The sequence below is a fragment of the SAR324 cluster bacterium genome (assembly GCA_015232315.1).
Taxonomy (GTDB): Bacteria; SAR324; SAR324; order SAR324; family NAC60-12; genus JADFZZ01.
Genome location: JADFZZ010000006.1, coordinates 120,306 through 137,817 on the forward strand (window position 1 = coordinate 120,306; position 17,512 = coordinate 137,817).

The 17,512-nt window shown below is 40.9% G+C and carries 14 protein-coding genes; 6 read left to right on the plus strand and 8 right to left on the minus strand.

Annotation, left to right across the window (positions count from 1 at the left end):
• Position 1 precedes the first annotated feature (1 nt).
• From HQM11_07065 to HQM11_07085, 5 genes are read right to left on the minus strand one after another with little or no spacing between them, the layout of a single operon-like run.
• Positions 2–1,000 carry a FecR domain-containing protein gene (locus HQM11_07065; GenBank protein MBF0350775.1) on the minus strand — a complete coding sequence of 333 codons (999 nt, stop codon included), beginning with the start codon at positions 998–1,000 and terminating at the stop codon, positions 2–4.
• 12 nt (positions 1,001–1,012) lie between these two features.
• Positions 1,013–1,786, minus strand: a complete 774-nt coding sequence (locus HQM11_07070) for an alpha/beta fold hydrolase (protein MBF0350776.1) — start codon at positions 1,784–1,786, stop codon at positions 1,013–1,015.
• Between the two features lie 48 nt (positions 1,787–1,834).
• Positions 1,835–2,599 carry a nickel pincer cofactor biosynthesis protein LarB gene (gene larB / locus HQM11_07075; protein ID MBF0350777.1) on the minus strand — a complete coding sequence of 255 codons (765 nt, stop codon included), beginning with the start codon at positions 2,597–2,599 and terminating at the stop codon, positions 1,835–1,837.
• Positions 2,600–2,602: 3 nt separating this feature from the next.
• The gene (locus HQM11_07080; protein ID MBF0350778.1) at positions 2,603–3,604 is read right to left on the minus strand and encodes a hypothetical protein; all 1,002 of its coding nucleotides are present in this window, start codon (positions 3,602–3,604) and stop codon (positions 2,603–2,605) included.
• A gap of 7 nt (positions 3,605–3,611) precedes the next feature.
• Positions 3,612–4,994 (minus strand): threonine synthase, encoded by a 1,383-nt coding sequence (locus HQM11_07085; protein MBF0350779.1) that lies wholly within the window; start codon positions 4,992–4,994, stop codon positions 3,612–3,614.
• A gap of 176 nt (positions 4,995–5,170) precedes the next feature.
• Between HQM11_07085 and HQM11_07090 the strand changes: the two genes are divergently transcribed.
• Positions 5,171–5,728: a hypothetical protein gene (locus HQM11_07090; protein MBF0350780.1), complete on the plus strand. Its 558-nt coding sequence runs from the start codon at positions 5,171–5,173 to the stop codon at positions 5,726–5,728.
• Here HQM11_07090 and HQM11_07095 read toward each other — a convergent pair whose 3' ends face one another.
• Positions 5,729–8,152 (minus strand): hypothetical protein, encoded by a 2,424-nt coding sequence (locus HQM11_07095; GenBank protein MBF0350781.1) that lies wholly within the window; start codon positions 8,150–8,152, stop codon positions 5,729–5,731.
• A 58-nt stretch (positions 8,153–8,210) separates the two neighbouring features.
• Between HQM11_07095 and HQM11_07100 the strand changes: the two genes are divergently transcribed.
• Positions 8,211–10,163: a 1-deoxy-D-xylulose-5-phosphate synthase gene (locus tag HQM11_07100; GenBank protein ID MBF0350782.1), complete on the plus strand. Its 1,953-nt coding sequence runs from the start codon at positions 8,211–8,213 to the stop codon at positions 10,161–10,163.
• Here the strand turns inward: HQM11_07100 and HQM11_07105 are convergent.
• Positions 10,142–11,818: a methyl-accepting chemotaxis protein gene (locus HQM11_07105; GenBank protein ID MBF0350783.1), complete on the minus strand. Its 1,677-nt coding sequence runs from the start codon at positions 11,816–11,818 to the stop codon at positions 10,142–10,144. The two genes, HQM11_07100 and HQM11_07105, sit on opposite strands and share 22 nt — an antisense overlap.
• Positions 11,819–12,220: 402 nt before the next feature.
• Between HQM11_07105 and HQM11_07110 the strand changes: the two genes are divergently transcribed.
• From HQM11_07110 to aroA, 4 genes are all read left to right on the plus strand, one after another.
• Positions 12,221–12,544 carry a hypothetical protein gene (locus HQM11_07110; GenBank protein MBF0350784.1) on the plus strand — a complete coding sequence of 108 codons (324 nt, stop codon included), beginning with the start codon at positions 12,221–12,223 and terminating at the stop codon, positions 12,542–12,544.
• Between the two features lie 616 nt (positions 12,545–13,160).
• Entirely contained in the window at positions 13,161–14,210 is a 1,050-nt protein-coding gene (locus HQM11_07115; protein MBF0350785.1) for a tetratricopeptide repeat protein, read from the plus strand.
• A 6-nt stretch (positions 14,211–14,216) separates the two neighbouring features.
• Positions 14,217–15,137, plus strand: coding sequence for a lipoyl synthase (gene lipA / locus HQM11_07120; GenBank protein MBF0350786.1), 921 nt, complete (start codon positions 14,217–14,219; stop codon positions 15,135–15,137).
• Complete coding sequence (gene aroA, locus HQM11_07125; GenBank protein ID MBF0350787.1) at positions 15,127–16,413, plus strand: 3-phosphoshikimate 1-carboxyvinyltransferase; 1,287 nt, start codon at positions 15,127–15,129, stop codon at positions 16,411–16,413. Before lipA ends, aroA begins: the two co-directional genes overlap by 11 nt.
• Positions 16,414–16,415: 2 nt before the next feature.
• Here the strand turns inward: aroA and HQM11_07130 are convergent, their stop codons facing one another.
• Positions 16,416–17,501 (minus strand): hypothetical protein, encoded by a 1,086-nt coding sequence (locus HQM11_07130; GenBank protein MBF0350788.1) that lies wholly within the window; start codon positions 17,499–17,501, stop codon positions 16,416–16,418.
• Positions 17,502–17,512: the final 11 nt, after the last annotated feature.

A 17,512-nucleotide genomic window follows, 5' to 3' on the forward strand; every position in this document is an offset into this window, starting at 1 on the left:
TTTATTTTACAGGAGAAATTTCGCCTGTATTACCATCAATATGATAATGACGAGTTTTTGAAGCTGATTTTATTTTTATCAATATGCTTCCTTCTCCAATGTCATCTGCTTTTGCATCATCCGGAACGGCCCAGATTGTGACGTTTCCATCAAATTCCTGGTCTTGGTATCGTGGAGAGTTTATTTCAATAGGAAAACGGACAAAACCACTTGCATCCAGTTCCACACTTTCCGGGAACTGGATATTGGGGTAATTGCTTCGTAGATAGAGTTTTCCAGTTCTTCCCAGATTTTGACCTGTTTGCACGTTGCCAAGCTGGATAGACAAGCGGATTGTTGATTGCTGTGTTTTTGTGAAATCAACGTCATAGGAATCGGCTGTGATGAATAATTTATAGGGAATATCTTCAATTTTTTTAGATAGATCATCAGTGCTGGAAATGGAAACCACTCTTTTTCCAGGAACAAGTTCTATGGAGGAGTTTTTGTTATCCACAGAGATCAGCCCTTCTGTCAGCGCAATAGAGGAGGCTGTTTCATTGGTTGAAACTCTAAGAGATGTTCCTTTAACTCCAATTGTTGCAGTGGGTGTTTTGATGGAAGTTTGCTGCCGACTTTTTTGCATTTTCCCCCAAAAGGATCCCATTTTCATAAAAAAATTGTAGCGAAAAGAACGTTGTTCAGTTTCTTGTTCTTTTCCTGTTTCAATCATGAACTGGGTGTTTTCAAAAAGTCTAATTTCAGAACCATCTCTGAACAGGACTGTCACTCGTCCGCCCTGACCCGTTATGATGGTATCATCCTGATAAAGCAAGAGCCCTTCTCGGCCCATTGTGCGTTTATTCATTTTTGAAATTTGCACCTCCACTTTTCCATTAACCTTGGTCAAGGTCGCGACAGCCGTGGGATTTTGAGCGAAAAGAGTGTTTGTCATCAATGTGACGGTAATCACTACAACCGAAAGAATTAGTTTTGTTGGATATCGCATATATTTTTTCATAAGTCCTCTTGGTTAATGGCCACGTTGTCTTTTTGTAAATTCTAAGAGTGGAGGAACAACTGAATCAGCATTCAATAATCCGTTCATATAATCAATTTTTGGTAAAATCAAATATCTTCCATGGGGCATCGACCGCCCGGCTTCACGAACCGACAAAAATATTGGTTCTGATGTGCTGGTAAACAACATCGCATGGGTTGTCATTGCGGGTAGATGCGATTCAACACCTTGCCATTGCGCACTTGTCTCCAAGGAATTGATGTAGGCCTGACTAGAACCGCAAATAATTTTCTGCTGAATATCTTCTGCAAGATTCCATTCCTGATGATTATTCAAATAATTTTTGATCAATCCTTCACGGATCAGTTGGATGTTTGCTGTTAATGAAGAATTTTCTCCAGTATTGGCATAAGGATGCATTCCAAAAATTGAAAGAGAACGTAAATGCTGTGTATGATAGGCTGCCATCATGAATCCTACCTGTGCGCCTATTCCAAAACCTAAAAAATGAAAGCTGTCAATTCCGAGTTCGGCTTTGATGGCCAACACATGCTCAATTCTGGATTCAATTTTATAAAACTCAGGTTCTTCCGGTGAATCACTATTTCCTTGTCCCAATGGGTCAATCAAGACCAGTCGGAAGTGATCTCCCAAAAGATCCACATAATAAGATTTATACCAGCAGTCCAGAGTTAGGAATGCTGGTGCATGCAGAATCAGGAATGGGCCTTTATCTCCTTCAACTTCATAGTAAATACGCTGTTTTTGACTTACAACAATAGGCATAATTCTCGTTTAAATGGACATGCGAAGTAAAATTAGGGTTCAAATAAATCAATGGGTTTGAGCAGAACCTGGATGATTGATCATACTGGCAGCATATCCCGCTCCAAATCCATTGTCGATATTAACAACCATGACTCCGGGAGCACAACTGTTCAGCATGGCTAATAATGCGGCAATTCCTCCAGTGCCAGTGCCATATCCAATAGAGGTTGGAACGGCAATCACTGGACATGAAACCAATCCCCCCACAACACTGGGTAAGGCTCCATCCATTCCAGCAACCACAATAATTACCTTTGCCTGATTTATAAAATGCATCTGGTCAATCAGGCGATGAATTCCTGCGACACCAACATCAGCGATGATCTCAGTTTTATTTCCCATGATTCGGGCCGTTTCAAGAGCCTCTTCAGCTACTGGTAAATCAGAAGTTCCGGCTGTTAAAATCAGAATATTTCCGTGGTTAGATTCATGACGACCTTGTATCAGCGATAATGTTTGGGCAACAGAATTATAGTGTCCTGAAATATTCTGCTTTTTGAGATTCTCCCATTTTTCAGGGGCTAACCGGGTGACAAGCACTTTCATATGAACAGCGCAATGGGCCTTCAAAATTTTCGTAAGTTGATCGACAGTTTTGTCTTTGGCATAAATCACTTCGGGAAAACCTTTCCGCAGTTCACGCCCATGGTCCAGTTTTGCAAATCCCAGGTTTTGGTAGCTCATAGACTGGACCTTGTCTAACGCGTCAACAGGCTCGATTTGCTGGTGTTTTATGGCTTCAAAAAGTTCTAGCCAGGATGTTTGCTTCATACCTTAAATTGTTTGAGAAATTTCATGTTCCATTTCAGCAATAAACTCCAAATCTTCAGGTTTCGGATGGTGTCGCCAACGTCGATGAAACCAGGCCCATTGAGATGGATTTTTTTTGATTAAAGATTCCATGTGCTGATTTAATTTATAAGTTAATTGATAAATATTGGATTTTTGTGGAGAACGGATCACCGGGATACGGCCATAACGTTCAAAATGCAGATGAAAGGTCCCATCAGGTTGCCGTAAAATGGTGTAACTCACTATCACAGAACCATATCTGAGTGCGAGGGACGAGACACTGATCGGTGTTTGCGCAGGTCGTCCAAAAAAAGGAATAAACATGCTGGGAACATTGGTGTCCTGATCAATGGCAACCAGAAAAATTTCTTTGTTTTTAAAACATTCCAGAATGGATTTGATGGTATTGTCAGCCCCCCGTGGAATCAATTGGATATTTTGCCTTCCTCTTGATTGCTGGAGTTTTGTGTTGATCCGTTCATCCGGATAATTGGTAGTGGCCGCTTTGGCGGGGTATCCCTTCTGGATCAGATAGGGAACAATCAACTCCCAGTTGCCCATATGCATGGCAAGCAATACAACCCCCTGTTGTTCTGCATAGGCCTGATCCAGAACTTCAGGATTATCCACATGAATGTATTGATCAACTTTGTGAATCAATTGTTCAATAGCAAAAAACTCCAGCATGCCCTGCCCAAAATGCATAAAGCAATCTTTGGTGCATTGTCGGATCTGTTCGCTCGAGAGTTCCGGGAAAACCAGAGAAAGTTGTTTCTCAGCAATTCCACGATCTTTTTTGAGCAGAATGAAAGCCAACAAACCAATTATTTTCCCGGCTTTCTGGAGTGTTTTCAGTGAATATGTATTTCCGATTTTTTCAAAAAAACAAAAAAAGGCGAATTCAATATTTCTGCGGAACCGCAAAGTCCATTTGGGACGCTTCTTTTTGAACTGTTCATAGGAAACAGGGTTTGTTTCTGTCATTGCAATATCAGACCTTCAGTGTTTGAAGAATAAACGCTTTGATGGCGGATGCTTTCGCTGGCAATACACTAACCCTGGATTCCTTGTCAGTTAATTCTGCTAAAGATTCAGGCAGTTCAGGATTTTTTCCGATAGCTTGTGTGACAGCATCTCCAAATTTTGCAGGATGTGCTGTTGCCAGACAAATGACAGGTCCTGATAACTGTATTTTTTTAGCGGCACAAATGCCTACGGCTGTGTGTGGGTCAACCAAATATTGATGGATTGAATATTCCTGTTTGATGGTTTCCAATGTTTCTATCTGACTGGCTCGTTCAGCAGTCATTTCATTGTTTGCTTTTTTGAGCCATGAGTCATCCAGCGTTAGTTTTCCAGTATCATGAAATGTGTTCATCCATGAATTCAATTGTTTGGAAGAGTTATTGCCCAGGTAATACAAGAATCTTTCAAAGTTGCTGGATATTTGAATATCCATAGAGGGACTCCAGGTTGGAACAACTGTGTCCGTATGATATTTTCCGGTGGTGAAAAGACGGTATAAAATATCATTCTGATTGGTTGCGACAATCAGTTTGTCAATGGGGAGGCCCATTTTTTTTGCATAAAATCCTGCAAGAACATCACCAAAATTTCCTGTGGGGACAGAAAAATTAACAGGATCTCCGACGCGAGGCACTACTCGAAAATAAGCATAAAAATAATAAACAATTTGAGCCAGGATCCTGGCCCAGTTGATGGAATTGACCGCACCAAGATGATACGTTTGTTTGAAATCCTGATCATTGAACAATGTTTTAACAATGTTTTGTGCGTCATCGAAAGTGCCTTCAACAGCAATATTGTGAATATTTTTATCCAGGACAGTTGTCATCTGTTTTTCCTGAATCAGACTCACTCTTCCTTGGGGATGAAGCATGAAGACTTCAATATTTTTTTTACCTCTTAAGCCGTAAATGGCCGCACTGCCAGTGTCGCCAGAGGTCGCACCAAGGACCGTCAGTTGATGGGCTCGTTTTTCCAGAAAATATTCAAACAGGTTGCCTAAAAATTGTAAGGCAACGTCTTTGAACGCAAAGGTGGGGCCATGAAACAATTCCAGAATCCATAGTGAGCCTGACTGCCGAACGGGTGTGATCTCAGCGTGGCGGAAAGACTGATAACTTTTCTGGATCATGAGCTTGAGTGTTGCTGAATCAATTTCATCTTCGATAAACATGCCAAGAATTTTGTGGCTTAATTCGGCAAAAGAAAGTGACTTGAGTGCTTGGAGTTGATCAACAAATGGAATTTCAGATGGAATGATAAGTCCACCATCATCCGCCAGACCTGTCATTACGGCATCTTCAAAAGATAAATTCTTTACCTGACCACGAGTGCTTAGATATTTCATTTGCTCCTTTTATCAAAAAGATGATCAATGAATCAAAACGGTTTGTTGTTAACCAGAGCGTTGGGAAAAGTCCAGTTCAACCCTGATATTCATGGGAGAAGGTACGTAAATAGCCTTGAAACATCTCTGAGGATACCTATGATTTATCAAAATATTGACGTATTATCGGAGATTACATGCAATTTAGTTCATTAATATTAAAACTCTTTTTGCTGATTATCGGAGTAGTCGGTGCTGTCAGTGGCACCTATGCGGCATTTCCTGTAATGCCAGAAATTCAGGCCTACCACAGTTGGGGAACTCGAAACAGCAATTACAGTTCAATCGCGGCTGGAATATCGCTTTTTTTATCAACAAATTATGCTTCGGCAGACCGAACACTCCATATTCTGAAAATTACAGTTCCTGCTGACGTAGCGGATGTGAATATGAGGGTTGGCGGCTGGTTTATGGATTCTGAAGGCAATGGCGTTGAACTTGGAATACATGACCAATGGCACAAATCGGGTGAAACACGTGGTGCATCTCTTTCTCTCAGGCACATTCGCTGGGACAAAACCCATATAGGTGCATCACCCCTGGGAAAAACAACGGCAAACATGATTCATCTGGGATGGAGTTCAGGAAAGACAGTCATGAGTTTTCTGTTTGGAATTGATTTTGTCTCAATCAATACGCCCAACGATTCGTTTGCGGAAGCTCAATTTATGGCAGGAGCCCGAACCGCCTTTTGATCACGGAATAAACGGTACAAAGGATTTGAGTCTCGCTTGTTCATCTTTACTCAAAATATGATCTGATCGTAAAACATCAATTATTTTTTCATGCTCTCTGTGTCCCATTACATCCACTCCATCATATCCAAGCATCACTCGTATTAATCGTCGGTAAATATTTTTAGGGGTTTCAAGCATTCTTTGCGTGAACCGGATGAAGGGTTCGGCGTTTCTTGGAATATCAAAAGATTGATTTGAATCATCAAAATGATATTTTTGTCCATGAGAATCAAAATATCCATAGGGCATGAATTTCATTTGTAAAAAGTTCATGATAAGATCTCTGGCATCCTGACTGCTAAGAACTTCCTCGAGATAATCCTGTTCTGATTCTGTGGAGTTAGGATCAAATGCTGATTCCAAGCGTTCCATATAGTCAACCACAACATGGGGTTGTTCAAGAACTTTCAATAACGCCAGCGAGCGTTCTGAGCCTATCTTGGAGCATGCATCTTTAAGCCGACGCATCACATCGGAGATAAAGGGTTCAAAGCTTGCGCCTGTTGTTTTCTTTGTTAATTCAACAATTGATGGTGAGGCGAAAGCGTCTTGGACAACGGCGGTCTGTGCGGCCGCGACCTGTTTTTGTGAGGATTCAAATGCTGCGGCGAGTTTAGTTTTTTCCTGTAACTCATTCAATCGGAGACTTATCTGATCCTGGATTTGTGACATTTGCGTGTGTAATTCTTCACAAAACATTTTTTCTTTTTTTGAATTATCCAACAAAACATTATCAATAAACCAATCAAGATCAGAGGCCATGTTGCTAATTTTTTTAAGCAAAGGATCTGGTGCAGTGGAGTGTTCTTTCAAAATTTGGCTGACAGATTCAATAAATAGAGATGGTGTGCTGGTTGATTTATAGCATGCCAGGACTTTCTGATAGACAATAAAAATAGTTTTGATGGCTTCAGTCATCAAGGAAAAGCTACTGGTAACATTTCCGAGTGCGATGCAGGCAGAAGTGAGTTCTGCCTGATCTTCGTAAGCTTCTCGAAGTAATTTTCTGCTGGTGGTGGGTGACAGGGACATGATATTGTCCAGATTTTTGATGGTACCAATAATTTTTTCATCATAATGGTTAATATCTTCACCTGCCTGCTCCAGAATTTTCAAATCATTGAGGAGTCCATTCTCAATATTTTTCTGGAACAGACCTGCCTGACAAATCACTTGTTGCAATTTTTGAATGTGTTCTTTTCTTGAATCAAAAACATTCAGACTTTTTCTGAGCAGTCCATGGATGACTGTAAGTGCCTTATTTAAAAAATCGGGTAACAATTGAGACGTCGTGGAAAGTTGATACACTTTTCCGAAAGATATGGACAAATTGTGAAGCAGTAACGCCATTTTCCTTAAATCATTGTCCATCGAAGAGAGTGTTAAAACAAAAAATTGCAAAAGTTTCATCTCTCTAGTAACTTGTCGTAAAAATTGCTCGACAACCGATTCTGGTTCTTTTGAACGGGCTTGGGATAATTCAACCAGAATATCTGAACGTTCACGAAGAAATCTCACGGACTCCAGTGGAATATAATATTCACGGAAACGGATCCATAGTTCTTCCAAGGTTTCTTTTTTGAGATGAATGCTATGCCGCAGTAAAGAATTAGATGATTCTGATTCATAGGTGCTGATTTTTAATTCAAGCTTGCCAAGAGTCATAAAAACATCAGAAACATTGGTTGGTACAATTTCTTGTGCAGATTGTTGTTTTAATACTCCTGAAAAATATTGTTGCTGTATCCTGGTCAGAGTTTGAACTTCCTTGAAGTATTTCTGGATATTTTGCAAATCGTTCAATGAAAATGTGTAATTACTTTTGCTCCATTGGGTTTGCTTCATGAGTTGACTGCAAAGCTGTTGAATGCTGTTACATAAACCCAGTATGGTCGTCTTTTGGGCAATCGTGATGCTCACAGGAAGTGAAAGATAGGTAAACAGGTTTTTTCGCTCAAGATTATCTTTTATGATCTGGGCTTCCTGACCCGATTGTTTAATTTTTTGTAAAATACTGATTCCTTCTGGAAAAACATGGCTGATTCCGTATTCGACATGAAAATTAATGCTGTATATCAGATTTTCGATATTTTTTATCAACGATAAAAAAAAATCTGATTGAAGCTCAAAATGTCGTGGAGTTCGACATTTTTCGTTGATTTCATTCATGAGTTTATTGATCTGATCCAATGCCATTGCAATGTGTGTCTGGTCATCTTGATGCAAGACACACAAAGTTGGTTCCAGAATGTTTTTTACAAAGTTATTGATTTCAAGAACTTGATGTTGCGCTTGTTGAATGGGAAAGATTGTCTGTTTATTTTCTCTGATAACAGACTGCATATTTTTTAAACGATTCAAGACTTCAAAATTATCAGACACAATCCCTCTTTTTATATATTTTGATCAATCCAGCCTTTAAGAGCATGGAGACTATTGTATGAAGACCTTATTAGATAATCTGACAACTCCCCAGGAAATTCAACAATTTACTATTGATGAACTGGAACAGTTGGCTTACGAATGTCGACAACGTATCGTGGAAGTTACCAGTAAACAAGGCGGACATCTGGCATCATCCCTAGGCGCACTTGAAATTACGGTTGCCTTGTTCAAATTGTTTGATTTTAGATTCGACCGTGTTGTCTGGGATGTTGGACATCAAGCCTATGCACATAAATTATTAACAGGCAGGCATAAAAATTTTGATAGCCTTACTCAAAAAGGAGGTATCAAAAAATTTCTATCTTCTCAAGAAAGTCCTTATGATCATTTTGGAGCCGGGCATGCTTCCACCTCGATTTCAGCCGCCTTAGGCATGGCGATTGGTCGGGATCTGAAAAACGAAAAACATCATGTAATCGCAATAATCGGGGATGGTTCATTAACTGGCGGATTAGCCTTTGAAGCCTTGAATCATAACGGCTATCTCGGAAAAAACCTCATCATTATTATCAATGACAATGGTATCAGTATTGACCCAAATGTTGGAGCGCTTTCCAAAGTGATTACCAATCTGACCTCATCACATCCTTATAATAATTTTCGTAACACCGTTTGGGAGTTTACAGGCAAGATTCCCTTTTCAGGAATTGTTCGGGGAGGATTGCATAAGTTTATAGCCTCATTAAAAACATTTTTAACGCCAGGTACTTTATTTGAACAATTGGGGTGGCGGTATTTTGGTCCGGTTGATGGACATAACCTGCATGATCTGCTTGAAATACTGTCCAGGGCTAAAGAATTGGAAGGTCCGATTGTGATTCATGTGCTCACAAAAAAAGGAAAAGGGTATCTGTTTTCTGAACAGGATGCGTATAAGTATCATGGTGTGACTCCGTTTGTACCTGAGAGTGGAGAGTTTATAAAGAAAGCCACTGCGAATACCAGTGAAAAAAGCTATACGGAAATATTTGCTCAAAAACTGGATGAGATCATGGCGGAAGATGAACTGGTTGTTGCAATCAGTGCCGCAATGATGAGCGGGACTGGTATTAGAGGTCTCCAGGAAAAATATCCTGACCGAATTTTGGATGTCGGCATTGCTGAAGGTCATGCCGTGACCTCTGCCGCAGGAATGGCTACAAAGGGCATCAAACCTTTTGTGACGATTTATTCAACTTTTTTGCAACGGGCCTTTGATCATATCATTCATGATGTAGCCCTTCAGCAGTTACCTGTCAAATTCATGCTTGATCGCGCAGGACTGGTAGGCGCGGATGGTCCGACTCATCATGGGGTGTATGATTTGACATATTTACGCATGATGCCTTCCATGGTGATTATGGTTCCCAAAAATGGTGCTGAACTGCGTTTGATGATCGATTTTGCTTATCATTATTCACAGGGACCGATCGCATTGAGATACCCTAGAGGTAGTTCTGATGAACTGGATGAAAGTCTATGCGCCCCCATTGAACTGGGATGTTCGGAAATCATTAAGCAGGGATCCGATATTGCAATTTTTGCAGCGGGTACAATGGTTCAGAATGCCATAGATGTTGCTCAACTTTTGGAGGAACAAGGATATATGGCCGCAGTCATCAACATCCGTTTTGTGAAACCTCTGGATGTGAATATGGTCAAAAAATTTGCCTCAGAAACAAAACTGGTTGTGAGCCTGGAAGAAAATTCTGCAATTGGTGGGATGGGAAGCGCGATTCTGGAATGTTTGTCAGAAAACAATATATTGGTTGATTCTCTGGTTTTAGGCGTGCCAGACAATTTTATCAGTCAGGGAACACAATCTCAGCAAAGAGAAGAGTGTGGCCTTGATGTTGCGAATATTTTGTCATCAATTCTTGGTAAAATCGAGCACTCGGCAAAATTTGAAAAGAAAAAGACCAAACCTCTAAAAAAAACTATGATTGTTCATGATCCGATTTTGAATTGAGAAACAGATGATATCAGCGCACTTGTGTTTTCCTGTAATCCCTGAACAGAAAGATCTTGTGCTTCAACAATGGCTTTAATGTCTTTAGTAGAGCTTGCGTTAGTGGAGGACAATTTTCTCAATAAAGTGATTTCATTGAAGGTTTCATGCACCAGTGTGCTTTGTTCTTTGGCCGCTTGGGTGATTTGAGCCACACTTTCAGTGGACGCATGTACCAGTTCACTCACTTCATTGAGTATGCTTTGGACATTTTTGACAGCCTCATCGCCATCATGCACCCTGTCGACACTTTCTGTAATTAATCCCTGAATATTTACAGTGGCGTTGGTTGAACGTTCAGCCAGTTCTCTCACATGCTGAGCCACAACAGCAAATCCCTTTCCATGTTCGCCTGCCTTGGCCGCTTCAATAGCCGCATTCAATGATAACAGATTTGTCTGTTTGGCGATGCCACGGATATCACCAAGAATCCCACCGATTTTTTTAGTACTGTCATTGATTCTGTGCATGCTCTCAACCATGTTATTCATGCTCTCAACACCAGTTCCCACAAGATCTTCCATTTCTCTGGAGCGCCGAGAAGTCACCGCCGCGTTTTCAGCAATTGCTGCACTGGCAATATCTAGTTGTGTAATTTGCTGGTTGACACGTTCTGTACTTTGATCCGAACTATCAAGGCTTGCTGCAATTTCCTGTGTGGAGACAAGCATACGGTTGGATGACTGGACAAGGTCTGTGGTTGATCGGTTAACCATGGATGTAATTTCAGCAATGGCTCTGACAATATCATATACCTGACGAAGAAATCGATTCAGATAGACGCTGATATTTCCTATTTCATCCCGTGTTTCGACATAAAGCCTTCTGGTCAGGTCTCCCTCACCTGAGGATATTCCGGATAAAGCCCGGGAAAGTTGTTGAACAGGAATAATCAACATTTTGAGTGTTTCATACAGACAATAGGAGAATACGGACATCAACATGGCAAATGCGCAAAAAAGACGCATGAAAATCAATTGGGCAGAATTATCTGAAATGCTGACAAGATATGCGGCATCAATCATGTAAAGAATGGAGAATCCTAACGGTAGAATCGTGTTTAAAACCATTCGTTTCGTTAACGAACCATAGTTGATTTCTGTATACTGCCGAACCATTTTTTCAACATTGACGTACCCTAAAAGAATCATGAAGTATGTAAGCGTTACCATATGAGCCGGAACAGAGAAGGCTATTTCAATGGTGAGCAGACCTCTGAGTTGTAAGAGTCCTACCATTGTGATAATGCCCATAACCAGGAATATGCTCACCGTTTTTACAACTTTTGAAGGAACTTGATAAATGTTTTCAGGAGTCAACTTACGGAACACCGCAAAATACAGAACAATATTCATAAGTAAAATCATGGTGGGGCCTGAAAAAAACCATGCGCTCCACAAAGATTGGGTATCAGGACCAAAAAAATCACCACGTAAAAAGGCGGCCAGAATTTTTTGTGAGAGCGCAAAACTGGAAAGCGTTCCAAACACCGGCATCACATACACGGTACCAATAAAAAATTTCCATTGGATCGCAGATGCCAGTTCGTATTTTCTTCTCGAAAAAAACCAGGCACCCATGGCCAGGGTTAAAAATAGAATGATTAAATGCTTCATAGCAGGACTCCTGTTTCCTGGAGATAGTTAGTCAATTTACTGTTGTGTGATGTTCTTCAAATCGCATACCAAATTCTATCAATTCCCACAACTGATTTGCCAGAATAAAATCAGAATTATTGTTTATTTCATGAAAATGCTCTGAATCAGTATCATCCCAATAAATGCGCTTGAAATGTTATTCTCTTATCTTTATGGTGCGCCAAGCCAAAGCTGACTGCTGGTTAGCTTGGGGTTTGGGCTGATACTTACTTGACGTTCCTTCATGCGATTTTCCTTGCCTGAAGGGAAATCGACAGAGTAAACAGCTTGCATTTCCTGGCCGGGGCAGACGCAGGTCAATTTAACCAGATTTCTCCGAAGCTCCATTATTTTTTTAATTCTTAGCAAGGGAATATCGCTATGTCGAACGATTTATTGGCAAAATTGGGAGAAAAAGTACAAAACGCTGTTGCAACCATTGAACAATTGAAATCAGAAATTGATGAATTGCGAGAGCGAAATAGTCAATTAGAAGCAGAAAAAGAAGAATGGGATAATAAGTTATCCGCTTTACTGGATCAGTTCGACAATCTGGATACTGACGAAGAAGAGTACGAAGAAGACGAAGAGGAAGAGTACGAAGAAGATGAAGATGACGAGGAATACGAGGGGGAAGAGGACGAGGAGGAGATCCTGGAAGAAGAGGATTCCGCAGAAGACACATATACCGAACGCTCAGCCTGAGAAATGCTATAAAAAAATTACTTTCTCTGGATTGATGTAAGGAAAAATAGAGGTGCTCTATCGGTGTGGTCAAATTTTAACTCTTTGGATGGCCTTGTGGACAATTACCTGCGTTTATTCAGGAGTTGTTTATAGTGCCTCGGAAAAACCTGGAGTTGGGGTATTATCGGTTCAAGCGGTATATCCCTCAAATGGTTTTGAATGGCTGGGAGACTTTATCCAGGAAGAATTGACCCATCAACTGCTTCTCAATGAAAAATATGCGGTGATGCATACCTCCGTTATGCATCAGTGGCATCATAGCTTATTTTTTTCATCTGCCTCCTCAGTATCATTTGATAGTCTTCAAAAAATGGGGCTCCAATTTTTAATGGAGCTCTCATTTCAAAAAGTGATGAATCACGTGGCACTCACGTGGCACTTATATTTTTTTGAAAACAATCAATTTATCGTTCAAACCCACCAAAGTTTTCAAAAATTTGCTGATCCAGACACTTTTATCCAGAGTTTAGTCAGCAGTTTGGTCTTATATCATCCTGCATTTTCTACTTTACGTTTTTTCCCTCAGAACACACAATGGTCAGGTATTGAAGCCTATTATCAATGGCGGCAGATTATGCCTGAATCTCCTCAGGACCCTGAATGGCTGTCATCCGAAAACCAATTGAAATCATTTCAGGTAACTTATCCGTTTCTGACACGATTGGTTCAATATGATCTGGCTAAACATTATATTATTGAGAGTCAATTTTCAGATAATTCATCATCGATAGTTCAGGCCTTACAAGCAATTCAGGAAGCTGTGAAATCGGATCCTAAAAATGATCAGTACCGACTTTTACTGAGCTTGATTTACTGGTATCAGGATCAAAAACACCTGGCCAAGGCCGAGTCTGTCATTGCAAATGCGTCAAATCCCTTGAATGGTATTGCCTGGATATTATATGGTATGACAATAGGAAAGCATCTTTTGGATGGGGAACAATTCATTCGTAAGGGGTTGATATACTACCCGTTTTTAAAAGATGAAACAACGCCATTTTCGGTGTACTATCGTTTGTATACTACCTTAAAACCATGGTTTTTTGAAAAAACCGTCAACGATTCCTCGATTAAGAAAAATCCTTATGAATTGGGAGTTGAGGCGTTCAACAATCAGCAGTGGGAACAGGCTCAAAACTATTTCGAAGAGTCGCTGAAAACAGAAAACTCACTGGATGTACAATTATATTTGGCCAAGATCAAAATCGAACGTAATCTTTATCATGAGGCCTTATCTCAATTGACAGATCTGCAAAAAAGTAATCCTCAACATGATCTCATTATTTATTATTTAGGATACATTCAGGAACAATTAGGCTATTTCAAGGAAGCTGAGACGCTGTACCGTCAGGCTCTTGAAATAGCACGAGACAATCCTCAGATTTTGTTTCGTCTAGGGACTGTTTTGATCAAGGTTGGTAAACTGGATGACGCACAGAATATAATGGAAGGCGTTAGTAAAAAATATCCGGATTATCCAAAAATCTGGTGGAATTTGGGGATTTTATATATGCAAAAAAAAGCATTTTCTAAAGCACAGGTTGCATTGGAAGAATCTCTCAGACGTGATCCTGACAATAAAAAAATTCAAAATTTACTCAACAAAGCAAAACAATCTCAATGAGTGTATATGGTTCAACCTGTATCAGCATCTAAAAAAATCCAAAAACCAAGGTGGCTGAAAGTTCCATTTCCAGGAGGTCCCCGTTATGCCTGGATCAAAGATAAAGTAGTCTCTCTTGAGTTGAGTACTGTTTGTGAAGAAGCACGTTGTCCCAATATTGGTGAATGCTGGAACGGTGGTACTGCAACCTTTATGCTGATGGGCGACACTTGCACAAGAGGGTGCAGGTTTTGCTCAGTACATTCTGCAAAGGAACCCGCTCCTCTTGACGAAAAAGAACCTCAGAAACTGGCTGAAACCTTGGGACAAATGAAATTAACGTATGTTGTTCTTACAACCGTGGACCGTGATGATTTGCCGGATCAGGGGGCTGGACATATTGCGGGCTGTATTCGTGCGGTCAAAATTAAAAATCCTGAGTTGCTGATTGAAATTCTGATTCCGGATTTTAGGGGTGAGATGCCACTGGTTCAAAAAGTTTTGCAGGCCAAACCGTCAGTACTTGCTCATAATATTGAAACTGTGGAGCGGTTGACCCAGAAAGTCCGTGATCGAAGGGCCGGATATCATCAATCGCTGGAAGTACTGGGATATATAAAAAAAATGAATCCAGAGCAACTGACAAAATCATCAATCATGCTGGGACTTGGGGAAACCCGAGATGAAGTGATTCAGACCATGCGGGATTTGAGAGATCAAAACGTTAACTTTCTGACTATTGGCCAATATCTTCAGCCATCCACCAAACATCTTGATGTTGAGCATTATGTGAGTCCTGAAGAATTTGGGAATCTGGAAAACCTGGGGCTCGAAATGGGGTTTGAATATGTCGCATCCGGGCCGCTGGTCAGAAGTTCCTATAAAGCAGCAGAATATTTTATTGCACGTAAATTGAAAAACTCTTCATCAGGCAATTATGCTACTTGATGCACCTCTTACACTTCCACATTTGTCCGGTATTGGCGGCCATGTTTGTCTGCCGGGATCAAAAAGCATGTCAAACCGGGCCTTGTTATTAAGTGCTTTGGCTCGTGGAGAGACAATTGTTGAAAATATTCTGGATAGCGATGATGTCCGGTATATGGTTCAGGCTCTGGAAACATTGGGGCTTCAATTAACCAATAACTGGGACCAGCATTGGATAAAAATTCAGGGCTGCGCTGGAATTTGGCCAGTCAAGGGAACCGAGTTGTTTTTAGGAAATGCTGGAACGGCGATTCGTCCTTTGACGGTGGCTGTCGCATTGGGGGATGGACGTTTTGTTCTGGATGGTGTTCCCAGAATGAGAGAGCGACCGATTCAGGATTTACTGGACGCAATGAATACTTTGGGCATGCAGGTCAGAAGCCTTCACGAGACAGGCTGTCCTCCAGTTGAGGTGATTGCCAGCGGGATTCCCGGGGGAGTAACAGAATTGAGTGGTGCGATCAGCAGTCAATTTCTGACAGCGCTTCTCATGGTTGCTCCTTATGCCAAAAAAGATGTGACCATTAAAATTAAAGACAAGCTGGTTTCAGTTCCCTATGTTGTTATGACTCTTGAAATGATGAAACACTTTGGTGTGAAGGTTGAGCATAAAAATTTTGAACAGTTTTATATTCAGCACGGTCAGGTTTATCAATCACCAGGACATTTTTATGTCGAAGGTGACGCCTCCTCAGCGTCTTATTTTTTGGCTGGGGCCGCGATTACTGGAAAAACTGTAACAGTGGAAGGCTGTGGCAAGATGAGTCTTCAGGGAGATGTCAATTTTGCGGATGTTCTTGCTCAAATGGGGGCAACGGTAGAATGGACTCCGCATTCTGTGACGGTAACAGGAAATGGATTGCAAGGTGTAGATATTGATATGAATACCATGCCTGATGCCGCCATGACGTTAGCTGTTGCGGCGTTATTTGCCAATGGGCCGACACGAATCAGGAATATCTATAACTGGCGATTGAAAGAAACAGAACGCTTGCATGCTGTTTCAACAGAATTGCGAAAATTGGGTGCTGACATTGAGGAAGGTGTTGATTATCTGGTGATTGAACCGCCGCCACAAATAAAAAGTACGTCAATTGAGACTTATGATGACCACCGGATGGCAATGGCGTTCTCTTTGGCAGCCTGTGGTGAAGGGCAAATCACTATTAATCAACCGGATTGTGTTTCAAAAACTTTTCCTGATTATTTTGATGTATTGCTATCACTTCAGTGCTGATGTCAATTGATGGTCAAGACTCCGTAATCGCCTGCGGCAGTAGTGCTTGAATACTTTTTAACCACGCCATTTGTCAAACTGTCAACACCGCTGTCTGTTCTTTTAGGATCATGGTGGCATAAAAGAACCATCCCAACACCTGCCATTTTACACAGAGAAACTGCATACTCATCACATCCATGTCCCCAGCCTGTATACATTGATTTGTACTCATCAATTTTATACTGACAGTCAAGCATCAAACAATCTGCTCCTTTGACGTGTTGCAATAAGCTTTGGGAAACACTTTCTTGTAATTCATGATCTGTCAGAAATACAAATTTTTGTCCTCCCGGCATTTCCAACGCATAACTGATAGTAGTGTCAGGATGAAAAGTAGTATGCATGAATACTTTGACACATTCCTTGAGCGGAACAGTGACTTTGCTACGCATTTCATTTTTATAATGAATTCTGGAAATGTTGACTGTGGCATTGGGATGTTCTGTTTTATTCAGATAACTGACTTTTGAGATCCAGCCAATACCAAGAACATCTTTATGCAGAAGGCCGACCTGGGTGGTTGGCTGAGCAACGTTTTGAAATTGAAAATGATAACCGATTTGCTGAAATGGGATAGGAAAAAAAGGTTTACGAAAGGCTCCATTAGCCACGGCTTCTTGAGGTCCAATGAGTTTGTCCTTAGGACCGAACATATATAAACATGTCTGTTCAATAAAAGGAAAGCCTGTGAAGGGAAGGCCTACAATGTGATCCCAGTGATAATGGGTAAATCCCACCATTACCGCATGATCAACGCTTCTAAAAATGTTGCTGATAAAAGGACCTGCCGCTTCTCCGGCTGGTTGCATGCCGCCACCGGCATCCAAGAAAAATTTGAGATCGGGATGAAAATACTTACTCTTGATTTCAAGACAGGTGGTGTTACCACCATAATGCATTTTGTTTGGTGCACAAACATCTTTAGAGCCTCTGGTGCCCCATGTGACCACACCGATAGCATCTGAGCAAGGTTGCTGTACATACTGAATGGCAGATTGCTGACGTCTGACTAAATCTGGATCCAGATAATATTTTTTTGTAGACATCCATCCCTTTG

What these genes read in the sequence shown, in the direction of transcription:
- aroA (MBF0350787.1), top strand. Translation starts at nt 15,127, where the DNA reads ATGCTACTTGATGCACCTCTTACACTTCCACATTTGTCCGGTATTGGC.
- HQM11_07105 (MBF0350783.1), bottom strand. Translation starts at nt 11,818, where the DNA reads ATGAAGCATTTAATCATTCTATTTTTAACCCTGGCCATGGGTGCCTGG.
- HQM11_07080 (MBF0350778.1), bottom strand. Translation starts at nt 3,604, where the DNA reads ATGACAGAAACAAACCCTGTTTCCTATGAACAGTTCAAAAAGAAGCGT.
- larB (MBF0350777.1), bottom strand. Translation starts at nt 2,599, where the DNA reads ATGAAGCAAACATCCTGGCTAGAACTTTTTGAAGCCATAAAACACCAG.
- HQM11_07130 (MBF0350788.1), bottom strand. Translation starts at nt 17,501, where the DNA reads ATGTCTACAAAAAAATATTATCTGGATCCAGATTTAGTCAGACGTCAG.
- HQM11_07090 (MBF0350780.1), top strand. Translation starts at nt 5,171, where the DNA reads ATGCAATTTAGTTCATTAATATTAAAACTCTTTTTGCTGATTATCGGA.
- HQM11_07110 (MBF0350784.1), top strand. Translation starts at nt 12,221, where the DNA reads ATGTCGAACGATTTATTGGCAAAATTGGGAGAAAAAGTACAAAACGCT.
- HQM11_07070 (MBF0350776.1), bottom strand. Translation starts at nt 1,786, where the DNA reads ATGCCTATTGTTGTAAGTCAAAAACAGCGTATTTACTATGAAGTTGAA.
- HQM11_07085 (MBF0350779.1), bottom strand. Translation starts at nt 4,994, where the DNA reads ATGAAATATCTAAGCACTCGTGGTCAGGTAAAGAATTTATCTTTTGAA.
- lipA (MBF0350786.1), top strand. Translation starts at nt 14,217, where the DNA reads ATGGTTCAACCTGTATCAGCATCTAAAAAAATCCAAAAACCAAGGTGG.
- HQM11_07115 (MBF0350785.1), top strand. Translation starts at nt 13,161, where the DNA reads ATGCCTGAATCTCCTCAGGACCCTGAATGGCTGTCATCCGAAAACCAA.
- HQM11_07065 (MBF0350775.1), bottom strand. Translation starts at nt 1,000, where the DNA reads ATGAAAAAATATATGCGATATCCAACAAAACTAATTCTTTCGGTTGTA.
- HQM11_07100 (MBF0350782.1), top strand. Translation starts at nt 8,211, where the DNA reads ATGAAGACCTTATTAGATAATCTGACAACTCCCCAGGAAATTCAACAA.